We start from the raw sequence: 25,228 nt of genomic DNA on the forward strand, positions 1-25,228 counted from the left end.
CAATACAACATTTGGCAAAAAGTTATTGAGACTTAACCAAATAAGAGTTTAATCATGTTAATGCAATTTTAACAAATTTCTTTCAATTTTCAAAGAAGGCTTTGAAAATAATTGTTAGCTTCTATACAATATTTTAGAACTCTTGAAGTTTAATTATTTTATTTCTAATTCTTTGGAAAGGTAAAAATTGTTGTTCCAAAGTACGAGTAAAAGGAACGGGTGTATCCAAACTACCTTCACGCATTACTGGTGCATCTAAGTATTTAAATAAATTTTCGTTTATCCATGCTGCTATTTCAGCTCCAATTCCTCCAGTAAGTGTATCTTCATGGATTACGAGTACTTTACCTGTTTTTTTAACAGATTCAGCTACTGTTTCTGTATCCCAAGGCAATAGTGTTCTTAAATCTATCAAATCAGCTGAGATATTGAGTTCCTCTAAAATCTGTTTTGCCCAATGTACACACAAACCATAGGTTACAATAGTCATTTCATTGCCTTCTGTAACTAATGATGCTTTGCCAATAGGGCAAGTATAATAATCATCAGGAATTTCATCAGAAATAGATCTATATAAATACTTATGCTCAAAATACATTACAGGGTTAGGGTCTTCAATGGCTGCATTGATAAGCCCTTTGGCATCGTAAGGATTTGAGGGATAGACTATTTTAAGTCCTGGTGTATGAAAAAACCAAGCTTCATTGGATTGTGAATGGAAAGGTCCTGCTGTGGTATTAGCTCCTGTTGGCATACGTATAACCACATCAGCATTTGCTCCCCAGCGATAATGAACTTTAGCCAAATAGTTGATAATCTGATTAAAACCACAGGTTGCAAAATCTGCAAATTGCATTTCCATCATGGCTTTATAGCCTTTTAGGGAAAGTCCCATAGCTGCACCTACAATTGCCGATTCGCACAGAGGAGTATTTCGTACCCTTTGTTTACCAAAATCTTTGACAAAACCTTCAGTAATTTTAAAAGCTCCTCCATATTCAGCAATATCTTGCCCCATCAATATTAACTGAGGATAACGTTCCATAGACTGACGTAAACCATCAGAGATAGCATCTATAAAACGTTTTTGAGAAATCCCCGCTTGTTTAGGTTCAATAACTTCTTGCTTATGAGGAAAATAAACATCTGCTAATTCGGTCTCAAGATTAGCTATAGGCGATTCTTTGGAGAAACCTATTTCTAATTCTCTTTCCATTTCTTGTTTGTATTCAACTCTTATATCTTGAATACTCTCTTCTGTAAGAACTCCTTGTTGTAACAAAAATTTCTCAAAATTCATAACAGGGTCTTTTTTTGCCCACATATCCATGAGTTCTTGAGGAACATACTTTGTTCCAGAAGCTTCTTCATGTCCACGCATACGGAATGTCATGGCTTCAATGAGTACAGGGCGAGGGTTTTCACGCATTTCTTTAGCCAATCGGCTTATAAGCTCATATACGGCAATGATATTGTTACCATCCACTTGATAGCCTTCTATTCCATAACCAATGGCTTTATCCACAATTGCTTCACAACGATATTGTTCTGTATTTGGGGTAGATAAACCATATCCATTATTTTCAATCATGAATATAACTGGTAAATCCCATACAGCTGCAACATTGATAGCTTCATGAAATTCGCCTTCACTGGTTGCACCATCACCACAATATGCTAAACTTACTTTTTTCTCACCTGAAAGCTTGTGAGCCAATGCAACTCCATCAGCTACAGACATTTGAGGGCCTAAATGGGAAATCATTCCTACAATATGATGTTCTAAGGTTCCAAAATGAAAAGAACGGTCTCTACCTTTAGTATAACCATCTTCTTTACCTTGCCATTGAGCAAAAAGACGAGAAAGAGGCATATTACGGCTTGTAAAAACACCTAAATTTCTATGAAGTGGAAATACAAACTCATCATTTTCCAAAGCTAAGGTTGAACCTACAGCGATTGCTTCTTGTCCAATTCCTGAGAACCATTTACTAATTTTTCCTTGTCTAAGCAGAATCAGCATTTTTTCCTCAATCATACGAGGCTTCAGTAATGCTTTATAAAAATCGAGGAGTTGAGAATTGGTATAATGAAGCCTATTAAATTGGATAGTAATATCCATAAGAGGGGTAGAGTCCATAAAATTGCGTGTTTTTTGGGTTGGGCAAAAGTATAAAAAAATTAAGAAAAAATTGAATTTATGAAATTTTCTTTCCAAAAATTCGGTTTTTCACACTTTTTTAAGAAATTTGAGCCTTTTAAAATTTAACCTTTAACTATTATGCCGGGAACAGAATTATTTGGAGCTGAAGAACGCAAAGAAATCAATGATGTATTGGATAGTGGTATTCTTTTTCGTTATAACCACGATAATCTCCGCAATGGACATTGGAAAGCCAGAGAATTTGAGGCTGAATTAGCCAAATTTAATAAAGTAGGTTATGCTCATGCTGTTTCGAGTGGTTCTACTGCTGTAGCTACAGCAATGGCTGCTTGTGGTATTGGAGCAGGTGATGAGGTGATTGTTCCTCCTTTTACTTATATAGCTACTGTAGAAGGTGCTTTGTTGGGTGGAGCTATTCCAGTATTTGCAGAAATAGATGAAACGCTTTGTTTATCGCCTGAAGGCATTAAAAAAGCTATTACCCCAAAAACAAAAGCAGTTATACTTGTACATATGTGTGGAAGTATGGCTAAAATAGAAGAAATTGTTCAGATTTGTAAAGAACACAATCTTTTATTGATTGAAGATACTGCTCAAGCTCTTGGAGCAAGTTATAAAGGAAAAGCTGCTGGTACATTTGGACAAATGGGTTGTTTTTCCTTCGATTTCTTTAAAATTATCACTTGTGGCGAAGGTGGAGCTATTATTACCAATGATAAAAATTTATATCATTTAGCTGAACAGTTTTCTGATCACGGACATGACCATATTGGCGATAACAGAGGTATGGAACAACACCCTATCATTGGCTTCAATTATAGAATTGGTGAAATTAATGCTGCTATTGGACTTGCTCAGATTCGTAAAATAGATCAAATCCTTGAACACCAACGCAAAAATAAGAAAGCCATGCATGACACATTGGCTAAGTTTTCGCAAGTGAGTTTCAGACATATTCCTGATGCTCAAGGCGATGCAGCTACTTTTATGGATTTCTTCTTACCTGATGAAGCTACTGCAAGAGCAGTTGTACAAGCTCTTAAAAATGAAGGTGTTGGAGAGTTTACAGGTATTCAGTATTGGTGGGATAACCAGTATCATTATATCAGAAATTGGGAGCATATTCGTTCTCTCAAAACACCTATGAAATTGGTAGCTCATTTGCTTGGAACACCACAAGATTACGAAAATCTTGAAATTCCTAAATCTAATGATTTAATCAGTCGTTTGATTTCTTTGGTTGTGAAAATCAATTGGAACGATGAGCAATTGGCAACCCTTACAGGTCGTATTGAAAAAGCCCTTAAAAGCGTTTTAGGATAGTTATTTTGAAGAAACAAGATTTATAAATAAACCTATAAGGTTTTAAAACCTTATAGGTTTTGATTAATTTATTTCCATTAAAATCATGCCTACACTAATACTTTCTCAGACTCAGACACACCAAAAAATACGCCGATTAGCTTATCAGGTGTACGAGCATCATTTTGAAGAAACAGAATTATATTTGGTTGGTGTAGAAAGTATGGGCTTACACTTAGCTCGTTTATTACAAAAATATTTGCAAGAGATTTCTCCTCTGAAAGTATATTTAGAAAGTGTAAAAATAGATAAAGTAAATCCCTTGGAAGCTCCTATCATACTTTCTAAACCCATTGAAATATTTAAAAATCAGAATATTATTTTAATTGATGATGTTTTGAATAGTGGTAAAACTATGTTTTACGCTTTGAAGCCATTTTTTGAAATTCCTATTAAAAAACTTCAAACATTGGTGCTTGTAAACAGAAATTATAAAAATTTCCCTATCAATCCTGATTATATTGGTTATTCGCTTGCGACTACACTCCAGAGCCATGTTTCTGTGGTATTAGATAGTGAAGCAGAACTTGGCGTGTATTTGAGCTAAATTTATGATTCAGTATTTTCTTCTTCAATTACTCCTAAATTGATAACTACTGAACTTGCTATTAAATCGTGGATGGAACGTCTTTTCTCATTAAAAAACATAGTTATCAGTTCTAAAATCAGCCATATATAAATAAAATATGAGCTGATATACCAAATAATAGTATTATCATTCCATTCAAAAATAATTGCTATAATATCAAAAACTACAAATCCAACTCCTATCATATCTCTTATTACAGCCTCTTTAAGATTAAGAAGCCTATTTTCGTCTTTACATGACACCACTTTAATATTAGCATAGGCTTTTCCAATAGTCTGTCCATACTTTGTATGGGCATAAATGAAATATCCATAATAAAAAGCTTGTAGCATCACTATTATTACAATAAACAGCTGGATATCAATAAAGTTATTCTTAAAAACTAAAAAGTACAAAATTGCTTGAATCAAGAGAAATATGATGAAATCTACAATAGTAGCTATCAAGCGAGGCAAGAAAGTATTGTATTTCATAGTTTTATTCAGGCAAATAAGTAAGTGTTGAGAATTGAGATTCATCTAACATTTCATTGGCTACTTCCAAAATAGCTTCTGATGTAACTGTTTCTACCTGAGCAAAAACTTCTTTCAGAGATTCTATTTTTCCCATATCCAAAAGACTTTTTCCCATCATGAGCATAAAACTCATGTTATTTTCCTCAGCCATAGCCATTTGACCTAAAACTTGCTGTTTGGTATTGTAGAGTTGTGTACTGCTCAGTTTTTGGTTTTTAAGCTTTTTTATTTCTTTGTAAACCAAACTATTAGCTTTATCTAAGTTTTTGTGTTCTGTTGCAAAATAAACTCCCCACTCACCTGTATCTGTATAAGGTGTATAAGACGATTCTACTCCATACACCAAGCCATTTTTTTCTCTGAGAGCTAAATTGAGGCGTGAATTCATAGCTGGACCACCCAAAAGATTATTCAAAATAAAAAATGGTACTCTTTTGAGATTGTGTAACGAATATGCTGTTCTGCCAATAGCCTGATGAGCTTGGGATATTGGTTTTGAAATTGTTTGTTGTGTTGTTGTGTATTTTTTGAAAGCAACTTTCTTGTTAGATGCCTTCAAAACAGGTAAATCTGTAAGATATTTTTGAGCAATTTTAAGAGCCTTTGAAAATGGCAGGTTACTCACAGATGAAAATATAACTCTTTTAGTATCAACATTTTCTTTAAAAAAAACCTCAAAATCTTTCTTTTTAAAAGTTGAAACTGTTTCAGGTACACCCAAGATATTATTACCCAAAGGGTGCTTTCCAAAAATGATGGTATCAAAGTCATCTTGTAAAGATTCGTCTGGAGAATCTTTATACATGGATATTTCTTCTAAAATAACTCCTCTTTCCAATTCGATTTGTTTTTCTGGAAAAGTAGAATGGAAAGTTATATCTGTTAACAGACTTATTGTTTTTTCGTAATGTTTATCTAAAGAAGATGCATAAAAGCATATTTTTTCTTTGGTAGTATAAGCATTTAATTCCCCTCCTACATTTTCTAAAGAGCTCAAAATTTGGTAGGCCGAACGTTTGTGAGTTCCTTTGAAAGCCATGTGTTCCCAAAAATGAGCCAGTCCGATTTGGTGGTCTTGTTCGTTACGGCTACCTACATCCAAGATAAAACCTGCATGAGCTATTTTTGTATAAGGAACATATTTATGAACAAAACGTATTCCGTTGGGAAATTCAAAGATTTCGTAGTTTTCCATGAAAAAGATTTGCTTTGAAACAAAAATAACTCACCTGAGGTGAGTTATGATGCAAAAATAGTAGCGAAGACGGGAGTTGAACCCGTGACCTTCGGGTTATGAATCCGACGCTCTAACCAACTGAGCTACCTCGCCATTTAGGGTGCAAATATATATAAACTTTTTATACTCAAAAAATATTTTGACATTTTTTTTATGTTTCGATAAAAAAAAAGGTTTCTGATTTGTGGGGCAACTAAAATGTTTATATTTGCTTTCTTAGCATACAGGTATTCTTATGGGAAAATATAAATTTGTAAAAGAATATGAAATCAAAGCGTCTGTCAAGATGCTATACCCTTATTTTTCAACAGCTTCGGGACTTACGGATTGGTTTGCAGAAAAAGTAAAATCTATTGACTCTCAAACATTTGAATTTCATTGGGATAATGAAGACCATGTTGGCAAGATTGTTGCCCATAGAGCTGGTAAGTCTATTAAGTTTGAGTTTGTTCCTGAAAAACCCGAAGATATACGAGATGCTCCATATATTGAATTTAAGCTGGATTTCAACGAAATGACTAGTACTACTTTTGTAAAAATTACAGATTACTCTTGGGAAACAGATATTGAAGAGCTGAATAAACTTTGGGATGGTTTGATTCATGCACTCCGAGAAACTGTAGGTGGCTAATTTGACTATGAAAAATAAGTGATATTTAAGCAAATGCGTTTTTTCAAAAAAATTGATTTATTAATTTTAAAAGCTTTTCTTCCTTCTTTTTTACTCACCTATTTTGTAGTAGTTTTTTTATTGTTACTACAAATGATGATGGGTTATGTAGAGGAATTTGTAGGGAAAGATGTGGGTATGTGGACATTTATGAAAATGCTCTATTATTTTGCCCTTCATCTTACACCTTTAGCCCTACCACTTGCTATTCTGCTCTCCAGCCTGATGGCTTATGGTAATTTAGGAGAACATTTTGAGCTTACAGCCATCAAAAGTGCTGGTATTTCGTTGGTACGTACACTTGTACCTATTGGCTTGTTTGCATTACTGATTAGTGCTGTTTCTTTTTGGTTTAGCAATACAGTTGTTCCTTATTCTAACATCAAGGCATTCAGTACTTTATACAATATTAAACAAACAAAGGCAACTTTAGATCTTAAAGAAGGTGTTTTTTACGATGGAATTCCCAATTATAGTATCAAGGTTGGAAAAAAATATCCTGATGGAAAAAGTTTAAAAACCATCATGATTTACACTCATCAAGATTTAAAAGGTAACAAAGAAGTGATTCTTGCAGATTCAGGAAAAATGTACACTATGTTGAATGGTGATTATTTAGTGATGGAGCTTTTTAATGGAAATTCTTATACGGAATATAGTGATGGGGCAAGTACCACAACTACCAAATTTGTACGTAATCAATATAAAAAAAGCAAACTCGTTTTCAGTCTTTCAGCTTTTAAAAATAGTGATATTCCTGACTCTCTTTTCAAGCACCATCGTTACATGAAAAATGTAGTGCAATTACAAAAAGAGGTAGATTCATTTCGCCGAGAAATCAAAAACAACTATGACAAAGCTCCCAAAGATGTTGCTACTTACTATATTCAATATTCTAAAGAACTCACTTGGGATAGTCTAACAAAAGCCACTTTTAACTATAAAATTGCTTATACTCCTCAATTTGCTGATTCTCTATACAATTATCGTTTTGATAGTACCAATACTCGTTCTATTTTGCAACGAGCTCTGAATCAGGCTCGTTCAGTGAAAGGTTTTATAGAGTATCGTAAAGCACAGCAATTAGGTCATTTGGTTAATATTCGAGAACATGCCATTGAATTTCATAAGAAATTTACTTTTGCATTGGGCTGTTTCATCATGTTTCTAATTGGAGCTCCATTAGGCTCCATTATCAAGAAAGGTGGATTGGGGGTACCTATTTTGGTTTCTGTATTATTCTTTATTTTGTATTACACTACCAACATGTTTTTTGAAAAATGGGCTAAAGAGGGCTTAATAGATGTAGCTATTTCCATGTGGATTCCCAATACTATTTTTGTAATTTTTGGTGTTTTCTTCTTAATACAAGCTCGTAACGATTCAAGAGTTTTTGAAGTAGATAATTATATTTTACTCTTCAAGAGAATTGGTAGAAGTCTTAAAATCATAAAAAAAGAGACTGAAACACAAAAGGCTTGATAAATCAAGCCTTTTGTGTTTATAAACTTTCTCCATGTTGACTCATATCCAATCCCATCAATTCATCTTCTGTTTTCACACGCATTGTTAATAATTGATTTGTAATGTGATATAAAATAAACGAAACCGTTATTGAAAAACCTATCGTTATTAAAAGAGCAATGATATGATTGATAAAAAGTTGTGTTCCTCCATATAAAAGTCCATTTGATCCAGCCGAATTGACGATGGTTGTTGCAAAAATACTGGTTAATAGCATTCCAACAGCTCCACCAACACCATGACAAGGAAATACATCTAAAGTATCGTCTAATGTTGATTTGTTTTTATAATGAACTACCAAATTACTAACAATACTTGCAAAAGTTCCTATAAAAATGCTTGTTCCAATACTTACAAAACCTGCCGCAGGTGTAATGGCTACCAAACCTACTACTGCTCCTATGCAAGCTCCCATGGCTGAGGGTTTTCTGCCTCTAATAGCATCAAAAAATATCCAACTCAACGCTGCGGAAGCCGAAGCTGTGTTGGTTGTTGCAAAAGCCAATACAGCCAAACCTGATGCAGAAAGTGCAGAACCAGCATTGAATCCAAACCAGCCAAACCATAACATTCCTGTGCCAAGCAATACAAATGGAATATTGGCTGGACTGTGTGTTTCCTTGGCCAAATGGCTTTGCCTGCGTTTTAAAAACCATGCTCCCACAAGAGCTGCACAACCTGCTGATAAGTGAACCACTGTTCCTCCTGCAAAATCCAGTACACCCATTTTTCGTAAAAAACCTTCTGGGTGCCAAGTCCAATGAGCTAATGGACAGTATACAAAAAGACAAAATAATACCATGAATAATAAATAAGAAGAAAAACGTACCCTTTCTGCAAAAGAGCCTGTAATAAGAGCTGGTGTAATAATGGCAAATTTGAGTTGAAACATGGCAAAAAGCAGTAACGGAACAGTTGGCGAGAGTTGTTCATGAGTTTGTGTTCCAACTCCTTTAAACATCATAAAAGTAAATGGATTACCAATAAAGCCTCCCACAGAATCGCCAAAAGCCAAACTAAACCCAACAAAAACCCAAACAAGACTAATCACCCCCATAGCTATAAAACTTTGTAGCATAGTGGATATGACACTTTTCTTACCTACCATACCACCATAGAAAAAAGCTAACCCTGGTGTCATCAGTAATACCAAACCTGTGGCTGTAAGCATCCAAGCTACATCAGCCACTACTATTTTATTATCATTTGCAAACCACGATGCATTTATAGGCTGCAATACTCCTACAATACTTATCAAGCAAAGTAGCATGAAAGGGATAAGCCACATTTTTTGTTTTTTAGCAACACTATTGCTAAAAGTGATTGAACTTTCCATAATTTTGACTTTTTTAATTTTGAAGAATTTTAGCTGGATTTATACTTTAATAGTTGTTGTTAAAATAGTTTCAGGGTTCTGAAGTGTTTTGCACATTGATAGAGGTAAATACTTTTTCATTTTGTATTTTTCTATGTCCCAATTTGCCATAATTTCTTTTGCTAAAACGCTTTGAGTATCTTGTTCATAATCCTGTAAAAGCTCATATAATTGCCACCAATCTTCATCAGAAATAGAAGCTTCTTGAATATACTCTTGATTGATATATTTCTCATTACTATTAAGAATCCAAAGTTCCCCACCTGTCATACCTGAGCCTACATTATAGCCTGTTTCACCCAGTATCACCACTTTTCCTCGTGTCATGTATTCGCAAGCATGCCAGCCTGTTCCTTCTACGATAGCTACTGCACCACTATTACGAACAGCAAATCTATCTCCTGCTTTCCCTGCTACATAGAGTGTTCCTCCAATTGCTCCATACAAAGCACAATTACCAATAATCACATTGTATTGTGGTTCTAAAACATTGCTTTCAAAAGGCACAATGACCATTTTTCCCCCAGAAATAGATTTAGCAACCGAGTCGTTGGCTTCTCCTTCTAATTTTACATTCAATCCATCTGTCATAAATACACCAAAACCTTGCCCAGCACTTCCTCTAAAATTCAAAGTAATTGTATTATTAAACACTTTATTTTCTGTATTTGGATTGATGATTTTTTGATGTAACTTCCATGCTATTTTGCCTGCTAACGTTGCCAAAACTGCTCTATCTGTATTTTGAATAGCATAAGAAAGAGTAATATTTTCATTTTGGGCTAAGGCTTCACGAGTATCATTGAGAATAGTTTTATTGAGTGTTCCCACCTTTTCATAAAAAAGGTTTCTTTGTCTAATCAACAATGATTTTGTTACAATGGAGGAATAGTTTTTTTGTGAGAAAGTTTGATATTTTTCATCAAATTGCCCAAGAAAATTTAACTGAATATTGCGTTCCTGAATAAATTCAAGGTATTTATCTTCTATATCCAGTAAATCTATTCTTCCAATCAGTTTTTTGAGATTCTCTACTCCTAAAAATGCTAATTGTTTACGAACATTTTGAGCTAAATAAGTAAGCATTTGAACGATATGCTCAGGCGAGCCTTTATACTTGGCTTTAAATTTCTCATCATGTGTGGCAATACCTGTCGGACAAGTATTTTTTTCGCATATTCGAGCCATGATACAACCTTGAGCAATCAAGAGTAATTTACCAAATTCAAACTCTTCTGCCCCTAAAATAGCCGCAATAATAATATCTTTACCTGTTTGCAAACCTCCATCTACTCTTAAAATCACATTTTCTCGTAGCTGATTTTCTACAAGAGCTTTGTGTACTTCCCAAAGGCTTAATTCCCAAGGTATTCCAGCGTGTTTCATAGACGAAAGTGAAGCAGCTCCAGTTCCTCCATCTCCTCCAGAAATATGAATAATATCTGCTCCTGCCTTTGCCACTCCAACTGCAATCGTTTCAATTCCTGCTCCTGAAACCAGTTTTACATTCACTTTTGCATAAGGATTAATCTGTTTGAGTTGATATATGAGTTCCTTTAAGTCTTCGATACTATAAATATCATGTAAAGGAGGTGGTGAAATTAGATCTACTTGTGTGTTGGAATGACGAGCTTTCGCAATACTTGTTGTAACTTTTATGCCCATCAGTTGCCCACCTTCCCCTGGTTTTGCCCCTTGAGCTATTTTAATTTGATACTCATTTGCAGAAATCAGATATGAGGCATCCACACCAAAACGTCCTGAAGCTATTTGTTTGATAGCAGGAAAAATTGCATCTGAATAATAATAGGGGTTTTCGCCTCCTTCACCTGAATTGCTACGTCCACCTATTTGCTTCATAGCCAAAAATATATCTCTTTGAGCTTCCGCAGAAATAGCTCCAAAAGACATCGCACCAGCTCCAAAAGTTTTTAAGATTTCTTCTGATAATTGAACATTATCTATATCAATTGGAGCATTGTCAGGAGTCCATTTCCATAGGTGTCGAATGTGAACAGGAATATTTACATCTGATTCTTCTAAAAACTTTTCGTAAAGACTTATATCATCCAAAGAAATATTATTTTTTCGGGCTAATTGGTGTATATTCTTTGATATTTGGGCTGTAAAGTCATGGCGTTCACCTAAAAGTCCTCTTGGGTGCTCTTTATAGAAGTAGCTGTTATAAATCTGATTTTCTTCTGTATTTTGGGCAATTTTCTGATGCTTTTGAATAATTATATCTACTATTTGATTTATACTTATTCCACTCAAATAAGCTGTTGTTCTTGGAAAATATTTATGAACTAGGTCAAAATCCAATCCAACAACTGTGAGTAATTGAGAGTTTTCGTAGCTTCTGACCACCGAAATACCCATTTTAGACATAATTTTAAGCAAACCTTGTTCTAAGGCTTTGATGAGATTTTTTTCTTTTTGAAAAGATGATAATTGCTCATTTTTATCTTGAAAATTCTGAGCAATTTCTAAAGCAATTCGAGGGCAAACAGCAGAAGCCCCCAAAGCGATACAAGTAGCTACATGATGTGTAGCCCTAATTTCTCCAGAATCTACTACCAAACTGACTGCCAAGCTCAAACCTGCTTGATGCAAAACTTCTTTACAGACCCTCAAAGCCAGTACACAAGGAATAGGCAAGTAGTTTTCAGAAGCGTTTTTATCTGTGAGTATAACAATTGAATAATTCTTTTTTGTACAAGTTAATAACTCATTTTCAATTCTTTGAATCGTTTCTTTGAAGCCTTCTACACCTTTGTTTATATCAAAACAGAAATCTATTTCCAAGGCTAATATTCTACTTTTTTCGTGTTTAATTTGAGAGAAATTTTGTAGATATTCCAATTGTCCTAAGCTAAGAATTGGACTTTTGAGTTCAAATGCCACAGGCAAAGGAGCGAATTCTTTTTTAGCAAAAATACTTGGCTTTTTGCCTAGATAAACTGATAAGTCTGTTACTATTTTTTCTCGAAGATAATCGAGTGGCGGATTGGTTACTTGAGCAAAATTATGATAAAAGAAATCAAAAAAACTACGTGGTTCTTTAGAAAATATGGCTAATGTTGCTGTATTACCCATAGAACCAATGCCTTCTTTACCTTCTGTAATCATGGGAGCCAATACTTTGTGAATATCTTCATGGGTATAATGAAATACTCGAATAGCTTCATCATACTTAAAATTTGTAGCCTGACTTTTTTCTTTTTCATCTAAAAGAATAAGACGAGCATCAAAGTGAGCATCAAAATTTTCTAACGAGAGGCTGGGATCTTCAAAACTGGTTTCTCCTGTTTCTAAAGCAACTGTAACACTACTACCTGCCTGCAATATTCCTTTTCTTTTAATTAGTTTTTCATCTATTCCAAATACACCAGCTTCTGATGCTAAACAGAATAAATCATCTGTTTTCATCCATCGACAAGGTCTAAATCCATTTCTATCCAATCTTGCACCTACATTCAAACCATCTGAAAAAACCATCAAGGCTGGACCATCCCAAGGCTCCATCCCTCTACCCCAAAATTTATAAAAATTGTTTTTTAAATGGGCTGGAGGCATCATAATTGCCAATGTTTCTGCAATGGTTGGAATGCTACTTCTATATCTGAGAGCCTCTACAATTTCATTTACTGTTCCCGAATCACTGATTCCTTCGTGAGTTAATAACTCTTCTTGTGGTAAACCTAGCATTTTTTCACGAGCCAAAGCCCAACTTCTGTTACCTGAAATGGTGTTGATTTCTCCATTATGCCCTACAAGCCTAAAAGGTTGAGCTTTATCCCAAGTAGTAGATGTATTGGTACTAAAACGTCTGTGAAACACTGCAAAATTTGTTTTGAATAAAGGGTTTCTTAAATCATCATAAAATTCTGCAAGAGCTTCTGAGCGTGTAAGAGCTTTATAAACAATGGTATGAGCAGAAAGAGAAGGTAGAAAAAAATTATAGATTCCTTTTTTGCGGAGTTGGGTGAGTGTACTTTGTTTCGCTTGATAAAGCAGTTTTTCAAAAGATTCGTCTGTTCGGCAAAAGTCTGGTCTTTTAATAATTACCTGTAAAATTGTGGGTAAGGTTTTGAGTGCATCAGTACCCAAAATATGCTCATTGATAGGCACCTCTCTTGTTTTTATAATCTCTAAATTCCAAAAATCAAGTGTTTGATAAAAAGTTAAAAAAGATATTTCTTTTTCAAGAGGCTCTTTAGAAAAAAATAATGTTGCTACAGCTATTGTTCCCTTTTCATATCCTAATAGTTCAAAAGGTATTTCTGTCATCAATCCAGAGCCATCTCCTGTGTGCATATCGGCACTGTATGCTCCTCGATGTTCCATTGCACACAATGCTCTCAGGGCAGTTTTTAAGATTTGATGGCTCGATTCTTGGTGTAAATTGGCTATAAAACCTACACCACAAGCTGATTTTTCTGTAATTTGCTTTATCATAGCTGAACTATTTTGTCATCTAAGAACAAATTACCGACTTTGACGATTTATTGAAAACTTAATTCTATATTTTTAATAAAAAACAAAATTAAATTTTACTTATTTTAAATATACCAAGATTATGTTTGCACTATATTTAGATTTTTAAAATATTTTATATTTGCAATATTATTTTCAATTTCAACCATGCCTATATTCTACTTTATATCTCTCAGGAAATTTATTTTCAGTATTTGTTTGTTTTTTTATTGCCTTTCGACTCTATCTCAAAAGATACAACCCTATCAAAAACTACAGAAAGCATTAGAAGACTTAGAGAAGGACTCTATTTTGAATAATGGATATGTAGGTTTTTGTTTAAAAAATATATCTACTAGACAAGTAGTTTTTGAAAAAAATAGTAAAAAAACAATGCTCATTGCTTCTTGTATGAAGCTTTTTAGTACAGCCACAGCATTAGAGATATTAGGTAAAGATTATACTTTCAAAACTCAATTAGCTTATACAGGAAAAATAGAAAGTGGTGTTCTTCAAGGAGATTTATATATAATAGGTGGTGGAGATCCCACACTTGGAAGCCCAGATTTCCCGAATAAACCAAATGCAAATCAGGTATTTGAAACCTGGGCAAATAATTTGAAAAGGTTAGGAATAAAAGAAATTCAAGGAAAAATTATAGGAAATGGCTCATACTTTGATCAAAATGCTATATCTAAAGGCTGGATTTGGGAAGATATGGGTAATTATTATGGTTCTGCTGTCTATGGTCTAAATATTCATGACAACGAATATAAACTACTTTTAAAACCCTCTACTACTCTTGGTGAAGAGGTGAAAATCTTGGGTACAGAGCCAGTCTTACCATTTCTCAACTTTAAAGGAAGCATCAAAACGGCTGCCAAAGGTACAGGTGACAATGCATATATTGATGGTTATGTAATGCATAACGACCGTTTTTTGAGTGGAACTATTCCACAAAAAGATTCTTTTTTCATCAAAGGGGCATTGCCCAATCCTGCTTATACTACAGCTTATCTTCTGTCTCAATATCTTAACAAAAAAAGTATTAAAATAGCTCAAGAACCAAGTTTTTCTTACGATTCTGTACCTAATGAGGCAATCAATATATTGGAAATAAAATCACCTACACTTGCCGAAATCGTAAGAGAAATTAATTTATTTAGTATCAACTTGTATGCTGAAGGTATTTTCAAACAAATAGGAAAGTCTAAAAATACTGAAAAAGAAGCAGGTAAAATAATTCAGGATTATTGGAAAGGAAAAGGAATGGATATTTCAGGCTTAGAAATTGGTGATGGAAGTGGTTTATCTATGAAAAATGGTGTTTCAGCATATCATCTGGCTGAATTGCTTTCTCTAATGTCTAAAAGTTCTTCTTATGATGTTTTTAATCAATCTTTACCCATTGCAGGTATTTCGGGAACAATGACCAACTGGCTTAAAAGTACCACACTACAAGGCAACCTGAGAGCTAAAACAGGCAGTATGAAGGGCGTTATAGCCATTGCTGGTTATTTCACGAATGCACAAGGAGAAAAAATGAGTTTTTCTATTATTGCCAATCGTTATCAAGGCACTTACAGCCAAATGCGTAAAAAATTTGAAAAAGTGTTTTTAGCTATGCAAATGCCTTAGAATTGTAAAAAAGCCTATCAGAAAAGATAGGCTTTTTTACAGAATATTTAAAGACTGTTCTTTAATTTTCTCAAGTTCTTCCTTCATGCCTACTACATAGCGTTGTATGGTGGCATCATTGGCTTTTGAGCCAATTGTATTGATTTCTCTACCTATTTCTTGAGATATAAAGTTTATTTTTTTACCATTAGAAGCTGAAGACTTTAATACTTCTACCAAATAATCTAAATGTTTTTTTAGACGTACCTTCTCTTCAGAAATGTCTAATTTTTCTACATAATAAATCAATTCTTGCTCAAAACGATTTTTATCAAAACTTTCATCTTGTTTCAATTCCTTCACTCTATTATGCAAACGTTCTCTGATATTTTCCAAGCGTTTAGGGTCTTGTGCTTCTACATCTTTCAAAAAGTTCTCAATATTTTTAGAATATTCTAAAAACTTATCTTTCAACACATTACCTTCTTGCTCTCTGAATTGCTTACATTGTTCAAAAGTTTTGACAAGTGTTTCTCTTACCAAATTCCATTCTTCTTCTGAAAGAGATTCTATACTGTTTTTTTGGTTGTTTTCAGCCATTTGTACAGCCAAACGAAACAAATCTTGGGTATCAGCTTTTAATTTTTGACTTATTTGTAAAAGTTGCTCATAATATTGCACTAAACTTTCTTCATCCAAACCCAAACGAACTGCATTTACTTTTCTTTGAAAATCTATGGTTAAATTCACTTTTCCTCTTTCCAAATACTCCTGAGCTAAATTTCTAATTTCTAGCTCTTTTTCATTCAATTCTCTAGGAATACGAAGATTTAAGTCCAAAAATTTAGAATTCAAGGCTTTCACCTCTATTTCTGCACTACAATTTTCATTATCTTTTTGGGCTTTCCCGTAACCCGTCATGGATTGTAACATACTGTTTGAATTATGAGTTATAAATGATTAATATTTAAGTGTGTGTGAATAAAAATAATTTATTACTCATAACTTATCACTTTTAATATTTTTTTAAGGTATTGTATTTTCTGCTCTATTTCTTCGTAATTATCACCCAGTACAGTAAAATGCCCCATTTTACGCCCTGGTTTAGTAATATATTTATTGTATAAATGTAAGTAAACTTTCTCTACTTTCAATGCGTCTTCTAAACCTTCGTAATGAGCTTTACCTGTATATCCTTCTTCGCCTAAAATATTAAGCATACCAGCCTTAGAATGTAACAAAGGATTTCCTAAAGGTAAATCTGTTACAGAACGCAAATGTTGGTCAAACTGTGAACAGAAGGCAGCCTCTATTGTATGATGTCCACTATTATGAGGGCGAGGAGCTAACTCATTAAGCAGTATATTTCCTTGCTTGTCTAAAAACATTTCTACTGCTAATATTCCAACCATCTCAAGTTTTTCAACAACTGTTTTGGCTAAATTTTGAGCTGTCTGGCTTTGCTCTTCAGTAAGTCTTGCAGGAGCAATCAAATAATCCACCAAATTCAGTTTTTCATCAAAAACCATTTCGCAAGGCTCATAAGCCACCATGCCTGTATGGTTTCTGGCTACAATTACGGCTATTTCTTTCTCAATTTCTACTTTTTTCTCAAGCAAACTGCTTTCAGAAAAAGCTTTATCAAAATCATTGATGGTTTTGAGTTGCTGAACACCCTTTCCATCATACCCTCCTTGTGCAAGTTTCTGAAAAGCAGGTAAAAAATCCGCATTTTTTTCCAAGTCTGCGAAAGAATCTATTAATACAAAATCAGCTGTTGGTAAATTATTATCTTTAAAGAATTGTTTTTGAAGCCTTTTGTTGGCTATTAGTTCTATAATTTCGGGTTGTGGATATACTTTTTTACCTTCTGATACCAATTTTTTAAGAGCCTCAGTATTGACAGCCTCTATTTCGATAGTAACAATATCCATTTTCTTTCCAAACTCATAGACTTGTTCAAAGTTTATGAGCGAACCTTGTGTAAAGTTGGGAGTTATTTTTGAACAAGAAGATTGGCTATCTGGGTCTAAGATATACACCTCGAAAGGGTATGAATAGGCATTTTGTAAGAACATTTGTCCCAATTGCCCACCTCCTAAAATACCTATTTTCAACATAGATTTTTTTAACAATATGTATTTTTTTGACAAATTTTTCTATTTTTGAGGAAAATAACAAATTTTTCATGTTTCTTAGGGAAATAATTTTCGTTTGATAGTAAGATGGCTAAAAGTGGTTTATTTTCTTTCCTGACTCATCCTTCTTTTGCAATACGTAGGCGTATTTTTTGGGGCTTAACTACCATTGGACTTGTTCTTTTTTTGGTAGTGGTTGGATTTATTGTACGTATTGGGCAATTATCTGAAAGAGAACAATATTTATTACAAGTTGCTTATCCAAGTCAACAACAGTTAGAGGCTCTCAAAGCTCATTTAACACAAACAAACTCCGCTTTACAAAACCAACTCATTTATAGAGATCCTCTTTTTGCAGCTGATAGAGAAAATATTTGGAAAAACTTTATTAAAAGCTCAACAGATTCATTAAATATTTATGAGAAAAAATGGCAAATCCTTGAAGATAGAACAGAATATGCTGCTCTGCTCACTGAATTCCAAAAACTTAGACGATACCAACGAAGTATTGCCAGCAATGTGGAAATACAAGAAAACAGCAATAACAATGCCTCAGAAGTAAAAAAAGATACTACTAAAGAAGATGTAGTAGTCATTTTAGAAGAACAAGAAAAGGCTATTTTTGATTTAAAATCAGCTTTTCCTACTACCGATTTAGAAGCTACTATTGAAGGTTTGGAGACTGTTCAAGGAAAAGGCACTACAGTTGAGGATAATTCAGGGAGCAAGATTGACGCTGATGAAACCATCATATCCGATAATGCTAAACAACAATTTCAGAAACAAATTATTGAACTAACTAATAAGATATATATTGATATTGATAGACTTATTAAAAACAGGAGAGAACAAATTCGATTAGAAAAATCTGATTTGAGTTTTCAGTGGAGTTTATTGCAACAACTTAGTATTTTCGGGTTCATTATCATAGCCATTCTGATTTATCTGATTATGCAAGGTATTAACAGAAAATTAATGCTGAGGCTCACCAAACTCGAATATTACTTAGATGATTTGAGTCAGGGAGATACTCCTAATATTCCACAAGATAAAGAAAAAGATGAAGTTACTGTTTCTATCAAAAAAGTAGAAAAAATTAGCTCAGAACTTCAAAATGCAACAAAAATAGCCAATTTAGTGAGCGAAGGCAAACTTGATAACCATATCAATATTTTTGATAATCAAGGTATTTTGGGAAAAGCCTTCAACAATATGCAAGTTAGTTTGCAAACGGTAGCTGAACAAGATGAAATTCGAAGCTGGCAAAACGAAGGTTTGAGTTTATTTGCAGAACTTTTACGTGATATAGAAAATCCTCAAAAACTCTATGATGCTCTTGCTCGAAATATTGTAAAATATGTAAAAGCCAATTATGGAGGTATTTATATTGCCAACACAGATGGAGATATTGTACCACATTTGGAGCTTAAATCTTGCTATGCTTATGACAAGAAAAAATATATTCAACAAGAAATTTACTTGGGACAAGGTTTGGTTGGACAGTGCTGGCAAGAGGGTTTAAGTATTTACTTGTTAAAAGTTCCACAAGATTATCTTCATATTGCTTCGGGTTTGGGCGAAGAAAATCCCAGTTCGGTACTGATTGTGCCTATCAAAGTTGGTTCGGATGTATATGGTGTAATTGAAGTGGCTTCACTAAAGGTTTTTACAGAAAACGAAAAAATATTCTTAGAAACCATTGCTGAAGATATTGCTTCGACTATTTCATCCATTAAATCCAACGAAAAAACACGTTTACTCCTTGCTGAGTCTCGTAGTCTTACAGAACTCATGACCACCCAAGAAGAGAACATGAAACAAAGCATGGCTCAATTGGTTGCTACTCAAGAAGAATTAGAGAAGAAAAACTCTGACATGACAGCACTTGTAGAAGCTATCAACAAGGCAAGTATTGTTGTAGAACTGGATAGACATGGTTATTTCTTGAGAGTTAATGAGCGATTCTTAGAAGTATCTGGTTACCAATATGCTGATGTAATTGGGCAACACAGAAGCTTCTATGCCCCCAAAGACTCCGACCCTGCCGAATTCAATTTATTGTGGGCACAACTGGCACAAGGAGTATATGTAGAGAAAAATATTCGCCGTTTGCGTAAAAATGGTACAGAGTTTTGGATGCGTGCATCTTTTTTCCCTGTTATGGATGAACAAGGTATTTTATACAAAGTAACTTCCATTTGTTCGGATATCACAGACAAAATGCTCAAAGAAAACAAAGATCTTGAAGCTCAGAAAACTGTTGGCTTTAAAAATGCAGCTCTTGAACATTCTTTCTTGGTATTTGAAACCAACGAGAAATTTAAGCTTAAAAGTATTAATAGTTATGCTCTTAAAGACCTTCAAATCCATAAAGAAGACTATTTAGGGCATCACATTGATGAATTGGTTCTGGGTAGATTGGATTATAAACAAATGATTGCTCAACTTGAAACCAGAGAAATAGATGAGGGTATTATTGCTTTAAAAGCTGCAGATTTTAGTTATCGTTATGTAAGTTTTGTATTGGCTGCTGTTAAAGATAAAAAAGGAGAATTAGAAACTGTTTTCTTCATTGGTACAGATATCACTGATTACAAGAAGCGGGAGATTCTACTTGAAGATGAAGTAAAAATGCTTGAAAGCAAAATTCAGAAACTTGAAGCTCAGCAAGTTTAATACATGAAAATACTTTATTTACACCAATATTTTAAAACTCCCAGTCAAGCTGGCTCACATAGATCTTGGTATATTGCAAAAACTCTTGTAGAAGCTGGTTATCAAGTAGAAATTATTACAAGCACTCAAGAAAAAAAAACTTTTTTTCTTGAATTAAATCATATAAAAGTCCATTATTTACCTGTAGCTTATGAACAATCCATGAGTTTTTGGCAAAGATTATGGGCTTTTCTTGTTTTCTTCGCCAAAGCCTACAAAAAAGCTTCTCAAATACAGAATATTCATTTAATTTATGCAACCTCCACTCCTTTGAGCATTGGAATTCTTGCGTTTTTTCTAAAAAAATTCAGAAAAACACCCTATATTTTTGAAGTACGAGATTTATGGCCCCTTGTGCCTATCGAAATGGGCTTCATTAAAAACTCTCTTCTGATAAATTTTTTATATAAATTAGAGAAAATTATTTACCAAAATGCTCAAAAAATAATAGCCTTATCTCCAAGTATGCAGAGTTATATACAAACTCTTGTACCTCAAAAAGAGATAATTTGTGTACCCAACATGGCTGATAATGATTTTTTTTCTCAAGTTTCTACTCCTTTACAAAATAATAAGCCTTTTACCATTTCTTATTTTGGTAGTATTGGTAAAGCCAATGGCTTAGAAAGATTGATAGAAATCGCCAAAAACATTCCTGATATTCATTTTTGGATTATTGGTAAAGGCTCTGAACTAAGCTCTATTCAAACTCTTTCTAAAAGTTTTCCTAATATTTCCTTTTTTGAAGAGCAAACTAAAGAACAACTTCGAGAAACACTCCAACAAACTGATGCCTTTTTTATCAGTTTTGCCGATTTTAAAAGTTTAGAAACATGTAGCCCTAACAAATTCTTTGACGGTTTGGCAACGGGCAAGTTATGTATAACCAATACAAAAGGTTGGATAAAAGATATTATTGAACAAGAACAATGTGGTTTTTATGTAGAGAATGCTCAAGATTTTGCTATAAAAATTCAAGATTTTATCAACAACCCTTCTTTGCTCAAAACTTATCAAGAAAATGCTCGAAAAACAGCAGAAAAATACTTTGATAAAAACATTCTTTGCTCAAAAATTGTATCTTTGGTAAAGACTTTTGAATAATACTATATGTGGAAAATTGTTGTACATGCCCCTTTTTTGGGAAATATCGCAGGAATTACTTTATATCCTTTTATTCTTCTTAAACACAAAGCCTATAAAAAGGATAAATTTTTGATGAACCATGAGGAAATCCATCTTCAACAACAGAAAGAGCTTTTAGTATTGCCTTTTTATTTGTTATATGTAGGAAATTATTGTTATAATCTCATCAAATATAAAGACCGCCACCAAGCTTATCTCAATATTTGTTTTGAACGAGAAGCTTACCAAAATGACTATGAGTTAGATTATCTCAAAAAACGCAAGCTTTTTGCATTTTGGAAATATTGGTAAAATAAAATATTTTATGGAAAAGTTTACTCTTCAAGTATTTTTAACACTTACTGGATTCTCTGCGGCTTCAGGGTTGGTGTACTATAAACAAAATTTGTTTGTGATTGCTGACAATTCTGGTTTTTTGTATCAATATGAAATGAAAACCAAAAAAATAACGCATCATGCTTTGACTGAAAATCCTCAACATTTTACACCAAAACAAGATAAATTAGATTTTGAAGCTATTACCAAAAAAGGAAATGAGTTGCATATTTTTGGTTCTGGTTCTAAAAGAAACAGATGTCAAAAATTTGTTTTTGATCTAAATTCTAATGAAACTCAAAATTTTGACCTCACCACTCTTTATGACAAAATCACCAAAGACACTAAAATTTCAGAAGAAGAGCTTAATATAGAAGGAGCTTTGTATTACAAAAAAAATCTTTTCCTTTTTCAACGAGGTAATGGCAAAGAAGCCAAAAATGGAATTATAAAAGTTACATCCTCTCAAAAAATCAGTTTTAAGCAGATAGATTTACCCAAAATAAATAATGTTTCTGCTTCTTTTACTGATGCAATTTTAGTGAAAGATAAGATTTACTTTTTAGCTTCTGCAGAAGATAGCCAGTCCACCTATTTAGATGGCAAAGTTTTAGGAAGTATTTTTGGTGTTTTGAATACAGAAACCTTTGAAATAGAGAAAACTATCCAAATAACTACTCACCAAAAATTTGAAGGACTCACCTTTTATAAAAAAGAAAAAGATAAAATGCAATTTTTGCTTTGTGAAGATAATGATACAGAACAGTTAGAAACTACTATTTATAAGCTGGAAATTTAGAGGTTTATAGACTCCATTATTCTATTTGAAAAAAATATGAGCTGAACGATTCAGATTTTAATTATATGCACCCTGAAACCCTTATAGGAAACATAGGAGAGGAATACATTCTTGATAGAATGTTCTTTAAATCTATTCAGGATGCTAACACTTTTTTAGAACCTTACAAATGCTCGATTTTAGAGTATTCTAAAAACAATTATGATATAGATTGGCACAAACAAGGTGTTTTTTATAAAAGTCATCTTGATATTTTTTATCTGCCAGACCAAACACTCCAACAAATTAATTTTACACAGCAGAAGTCTTTCTGGTTACTTTTTTATACAAACAAAAAGCATAAAGATGGTTTCTCGAGTCTTAATGCAAGTATTTTGTTATTAGACGTTTCTTTAGAGTTTTTAGAGGTATTTTTAGATGATTTATGCTTTCTTGCTGATAAGAACTGGCAACCTTTAATTATTTTAGAAAAAAGCTTTTTATATTTTTTCTCGATTGCCAATTTTGGTGATACTTACAGCAATGTTGCTTTATCTAGCACTTCCAAAAAAATAGAGTTGTCACCTCTATATGCTCAGGTATATTCCTTAAAAAACGAAAATTTTAAGCAAGTAATCAGAGATTGTCAAGATTTTAATCCTCACTTTTTCAAGAATCCTGAAGTAAATGATATTAAGTTTTTTCTACATCATTATACCATTGCTTGCCACGAAAACAACGACCATGAAGAATTAAAAAAGCTTTATGCTCTTGCTGATGTATGGGATATGGTTGATGACCAAAGTGCTTTTGACTGGTTTTATGAGAACCTATCCATGAATTATGCTTTTGAACCTACCAAAAATAATGCTTCTATTTTGGATTATTTTAATGGTAAACCCTTACACACCGTTTATAACTCTCACACAGAACTCTTAGCTATCCGAAAAAAGAATTTTAAAGGTTAGGTTAAATATCTAAACCATATAATAAGACATTATCTTGTTTGAATTATGGAGTAATAGTAATCTTTATATCTTTAGTATCATAATCTATATGCAGATATAACCTAAATACTTCTAAATACTCTTTTGGTTTCCCATCCTTATCAATATAAGGTGTAAGAGTAAAAGGTGCTAGACTTTGGATATAACTTTTCACTAATCCAATAATCTTTTCATTATTTTCTTTTTGTTCATTCATTTTATCACTTGAAATAACCATTCGTCTTATACTACCATCTTTATTAATTAACATGATAAAACTGTAATAAAAGCTTGTTGGTTTATTCAAATCGATATTATTTTCTTTAAAAATTCTCTTTACATCTTCTACAATTTTTTCATTGGGAACACTAATAAGTTTTTCAAGAGCAATATCAGTAGTACCTATTGAGGGTATATGTATTATACATTTACAATCATCTGATTGGGCTTTCAAATGAGTATAATTCATCATAAATAATGTTATCCTCAAAATAGAATAGATTTTTGTGCTATAATTCATAATACATCTTTTATATACTACTTCTTAAACATAAAAGCTCTCAGGGCAAAAGATGCAAGCCAATGTTCTCCTTCATAATTACCATCTGTAATGGCTGATAATGAGAATTTCAAGTGTATGTCAGCTATTTTTTTCAAATGAGCAAGCTCTTTATAATTGGTAGCCAACTCATAAAAATTCCAAGCTCTGCTAAAATTCAATCCATCCAGATGTACCAAATGCCCATCTTGTCTATCAGAAACTTTGGCAACTTCCCAAGCAAAATCTTTCTTAAATAAATTAGGTGCAAACTTTTTCGCCCAAGGTAAAAACTGTTCTTTAGGTAATACCCTGCTCATCAAAGCCAATTCCTCCAAGCAAGGCGAAAGAAAATCTGTACCACTTGGTTCCCAAGTAAAAGGGCAATTTTGGTCTTGCAAAAACATTCGTTGAGCTTCTTTTTTGAGTAATTCTTGAAACTTTGTATTTTTAGAACTGACTGCATAATCCCATGCCAAATTCATCCCAAACGCTGTATTGGTATGTGTACCCACACGAATCGGGTACAATAGTTTTGGTAAAAACTCATGATAACGAGCTACCAACAAATCTGTAAGAGGCTGTAAATTTTTAGCCAAATTTTTCACAGAAGCATCTGGATGGCTATCAAGTTCTTGTTGCAATTGTAAAAGCCAAGCCCAACCATAAAGTCTCTCAAAAGACCATTCATGTTTTTTATTAAAATATTCAATTTCCTTTGCTATATTTTGCGAACTCATGTTGGCTACGAGTTTTTCTATAATTTGCTGTTTGTTAGCAATATCAGGAAATCTTTTCAACAGATACACCAACGACCAATGTCCATGTACAGAAGAATGCCAGTCAAAACAGCCATAAAAAGCTGGATGCAATTCTTTTGGGCTTTTGAGTTCTGTACCATCTTGTAAAAGCTGATTTAATTTATTAGGGTATTCTTGCTGGAGACATTTGAGAGGTAATCCAGCTAGTTTTTCAGCTTGATTTTTCGTTAAATCTTGGGCTTGTGTGGTAAATGCCATACCCATTAAAATGATTGATATATATTTAATATGCATACTTTTATTTTTTCTACCAAAAATAATA

General features: G+C 33.3%; 19 protein-coding genes and 1 tRNA gene. 10 read left to right on the forward strand and 10 right to left on the reverse strand.

Annotated elements, in window-relative coordinates; translation table 11 throughout:
* Positions 1–133 precede the first annotated feature (133 nt).
* Positions 134–2,140: a dehydrogenase gene (locus AD998_16990; GenBank protein KOY87600.1), complete on the reverse strand. Its 2,007-nt coding sequence runs from the start codon at positions 2,138–2,140 to the stop codon at positions 134–136.
* 141 nt (positions 2,141–2,281) lie between these two features.
* Here AD998_16990 and AD998_16995 point away from each other — a divergent pair, with 141 nt between their 5' ends.
* Both AD998_16995 and AD998_17000 read left to right on the forward strand, forming a co-directional pair.
* The gene (locus AD998_16995) at positions 2,282–3,487 is read left to right on the forward strand and encodes a glutamine--scyllo-inositol aminotransferase (protein KOY87601.1); all 1,206 of its coding nucleotides are present in this window, start codon (positions 2,282–2,284) and stop codon (positions 3,485–3,487) included.
* Between the two features lie 85 nt (positions 3,488–3,572).
* Positions 3,573–4,073, forward strand: a complete 501-nt coding sequence (locus tag AD998_17000) for a phosphoribosyltransferase (protein KOY87602.1) — start codon at positions 3,573–3,575, stop codon at positions 4,071–4,073.
* Positions 4,074–4,075: 2 nt separating this feature from the next.
* Here AD998_17000 and AD998_17005 read toward each other — a convergent pair whose 3' ends face one another.
* From AD998_17005 to AD998_17015, 3 genes are all read right to left on the reverse strand, one after another.
* Entirely contained in the window at positions 4,076–4,588 is a 513-nt protein-coding gene (locus AD998_17005; GenBank protein KOY87603.1) for a hypothetical protein, read from the reverse strand.
* A 4-nt stretch (positions 4,589–4,592) separates the two neighbouring features.
* Complete coding sequence (locus AD998_17010) at positions 4,593–5,825, reverse strand: zinc protease (GenBank protein KOY87604.1); 1,233 nt, start codon at positions 5,823–5,825, stop codon at positions 4,593–4,595.
* A 58-nt stretch (positions 5,826–5,883) separates the two neighbouring features.
* Positions 5,884–5,960, reverse strand: a tRNA-Met gene (locus AD998_17015).
* Between the two features lie 142 nt (positions 5,961–6,102).
* Here AD998_17015 and AD998_17020 point away from each other — a divergent pair.
* Both AD998_17020 and AD998_17025 read left to right on the forward strand, forming a co-directional pair.
* Positions 6,103–6,498: an ATPase gene (locus tag AD998_17020; GenBank protein ID KOY87605.1), complete on the forward strand. Its 396-nt coding sequence runs from the start codon at positions 6,103–6,105 to the stop codon at positions 6,496–6,498.
* 33 nt (positions 6,499–6,531) lie between these two features.
* Positions 6,532–8,019 (forward strand): hypothetical protein, encoded by a 1,488-nt coding sequence (locus AD998_17025; protein ID KOY87606.1) that lies wholly within the window; start codon positions 6,532–6,534, stop codon positions 8,017–8,019.
* A 19-nt stretch (positions 8,020–8,038) separates the two neighbouring features.
* Here AD998_17025 and AD998_17030 read toward each other — a convergent pair whose 3' ends face one another.
* Entirely contained in the window at positions 8,039–9,397 is a 1,359-nt protein-coding gene (locus AD998_17030) for an ammonia channel protein (GenBank protein ID KOY87607.1), read from the reverse strand.
* 39 nt (positions 9,398–9,436) lie between these two features.
* Positions 9,437–13,894 (reverse strand): glutamate synthase, encoded by a 4,458-nt coding sequence (locus AD998_17035; protein KOY87608.1) that lies wholly within the window; start codon positions 13,892–13,894, stop codon positions 9,437–9,439.
* Between the two features lie 186 nt (positions 13,895–14,080).
* Between AD998_17035 and AD998_17040 the strand changes: the two genes are divergently transcribed.
* Entirely contained in the window at positions 14,081–15,550 is a 1,470-nt protein-coding gene (locus tag AD998_17040; protein KOY87609.1) for a hypothetical protein, read from the forward strand.
* Positions 15,551–15,586: 36 nt separating this feature from the next.
* Here AD998_17040 and AD998_17045 read toward each other — a convergent pair whose 3' ends face one another.
* On the reverse strand, positions 15,587–16,462 hold the full coding sequence (locus tag AD998_17045) for a hypothetical protein (GenBank protein ID KOY87610.1): 876 nt from the start codon (positions 16,460–16,462) through the stop codon (positions 15,587–15,589).
* 62 nt (positions 16,463–16,524) lie between these two features.
* Positions 16,525–17,649 carry a phosphoribosylaminoimidazole carboxylase gene (locus AD998_17050; GenBank protein ID KOY87611.1) on the reverse strand — a complete coding sequence of 375 codons (1,125 nt, stop codon included), beginning with the start codon at positions 17,647–17,649 and terminating at the stop codon, positions 16,525–16,527.
* Between the two features lie 105 nt (positions 17,650–17,754).
* On the opposite strand from AD998_17050, the gene AD998_17055 reads away from it, so the two are divergent.
* From AD998_17055 to AD998_17075, 5 genes are all read left to right on the forward strand, one after another.
* On the forward strand, positions 17,755–20,343 hold the full coding sequence (locus tag AD998_17055; protein KOY87612.1) for a hypothetical protein: 2,589 nt from the start codon (positions 17,755–17,757) through the stop codon (positions 20,341–20,343).
* A 3-nt stretch (positions 20,344–20,346) separates the two neighbouring features.
* Complete coding sequence (locus AD998_17060; GenBank protein KOY87613.1) at positions 20,347–21,486, forward strand: hypothetical protein; 1,140 nt, start codon at positions 20,347–20,349, stop codon at positions 21,484–21,486.
* 6 nt (positions 21,487–21,492) lie between these two features.
* Positions 21,493–21,819 carry a hypothetical protein gene (locus AD998_17065; GenBank protein KOY87614.1) on the forward strand — a complete coding sequence of 109 codons (327 nt, stop codon included), beginning with the start codon at positions 21,493–21,495 and terminating at the stop codon, positions 21,817–21,819.
* A 13-nt stretch (positions 21,820–21,832) separates the two neighbouring features.
* A complete protein-coding gene (locus AD998_17070) occupies positions 21,833–22,642 on the forward strand; it encodes a hypothetical protein (GenBank protein ID KOY88264.1) in 810 nt (269 codons plus the stop codon).
* Between the two features lie 65 nt (positions 22,643–22,707).
* Positions 22,708–23,589, forward strand: a complete 882-nt coding sequence (locus AD998_17075; protein KOY87615.1) for a hypothetical protein — start codon at positions 22,708–22,710, stop codon at positions 23,587–23,589.
* Between the two features lie 43 nt (positions 23,590–23,632).
* Here AD998_17075 and AD998_17080 read toward each other — a convergent pair whose 3' ends face one another.
* Positions 23,633–24,076, reverse strand: coding sequence for a hypothetical protein (locus AD998_17080; GenBank protein ID KOY87616.1), 444 nt, complete (start codon positions 24,074–24,076; stop codon positions 23,633–23,635).
* 68 nt (positions 24,077–24,144) lie between these two features.
* Entirely contained in the window at positions 24,145–25,200 is a 1,056-nt protein-coding gene (locus tag AD998_17085) for a hypothetical protein (protein ID KOY87617.1), read from the reverse strand.
* Positions 25,201–25,228: the final 28 nt, after the last annotated feature.

Source organism: bacterium 336/3 (genome assembly GCA_001281695.1).
Classification (GTDB): Bacteria; Bacteroidota; Bacteroidia; order Cytophagales; family Thermonemataceae; genus Raineya.

Coding starts and splice junctions, on each gene's coding strand:
- AD998_16990 (KOY87600.1), bottom strand. CDS start 2,140: ATGGACTCTACCCCTCTTATGGATATTACTATCCAATTTAATAGGCTT.
- AD998_16995 (KOY87601.1), top strand. CDS start 2,282: ATGCCGGGAACAGAATTATTTGGAGCTGAAGAACGCAAAGAAATCAAT.
- AD998_17000 (KOY87602.1), top strand. CDS start 3,573: ATGCCTACACTAATACTTTCTCAGACTCAGACACACCAAAAAATACGC.
- AD998_17005 (KOY87603.1), bottom strand. CDS start 4,588: ATGAAATACAATACTTTCTTGCCTCGCTTGATAGCTACTATTGTAGAT.
- AD998_17010 (KOY87604.1), bottom strand. CDS start 5,825: ATGGAAAACTACGAAATCTTTGAATTTCCCAACGGAATACGTTTTGTT.
- AD998_17020 (KOY87605.1), top strand. CDS start 6,103: ATGGGAAAATATAAATTTGTAAAAGAATATGAAATCAAAGCGTCTGTC.
- AD998_17025 (KOY87606.1), top strand. CDS start 6,532: ATGCGTTTTTTCAAAAAAATTGATTTATTAATTTTAAAAGCTTTTCTT.
- AD998_17030 (KOY87607.1), bottom strand. CDS start 9,397: ATGGAAAGTTCAATCACTTTTAGCAATAGTGTTGCTAAAAAACAAAAA.
- AD998_17035 (KOY87608.1), bottom strand. CDS start 13,894: ATGATAAAGCAAATTACAGAAAAATCAGCTTGTGGTGTAGGTTTTATA.
- AD998_17040 (KOY87609.1), top strand. CDS start 14,081: ATGCCTATATTCTACTTTATATCTCTCAGGAAATTTATTTTCAGTATT.
- AD998_17045 (KOY87610.1), bottom strand. CDS start 16,462: ATGTTACAATCCATGACGGGTTACGGGAAAGCCCAAAAAGATAATGAA.
- AD998_17050 (KOY87611.1), bottom strand. CDS start 17,649: ATGTTGAAAATAGGTATTTTAGGAGGTGGGCAATTGGGACAAATGTTC.
- AD998_17055 (KOY87612.1), top strand. CDS start 17,755: ATGGCTAAAAGTGGTTTATTTTCTTTCCTGACTCATCCTTCTTTTGCA.
- AD998_17060 (KOY87613.1), top strand. CDS start 20,347: ATGAAAATACTTTATTTACACCAATATTTTAAAACTCCCAGTCAAGCT.
- AD998_17065 (KOY87614.1), top strand. CDS start 21,493: ATGTGGAAAATTGTTGTACATGCCCCTTTTTTGGGAAATATCGCAGGA.
- AD998_17070 (KOY88264.1), top strand. CDS start 21,833: ATGGAAAAGTTTACTCTTCAAGTATTTTTAACACTTACTGGATTCTCT.
- AD998_17075 (KOY87615.1), top strand. CDS start 22,708: ATGCACCCTGAAACCCTTATAGGAAACATAGGAGAGGAATACATTCTT.
- AD998_17080 (KOY87616.1), bottom strand. CDS start 24,076: ATGAATTATACTCATTTGAAAGCCCAATCAGATGATTGTAAATGTATA.
- AD998_17085 (KOY87617.1), bottom strand. CDS start 25,200: ATGCATATTAAATATATATCAATCATTTTAATGGGTATGGCATTTACC.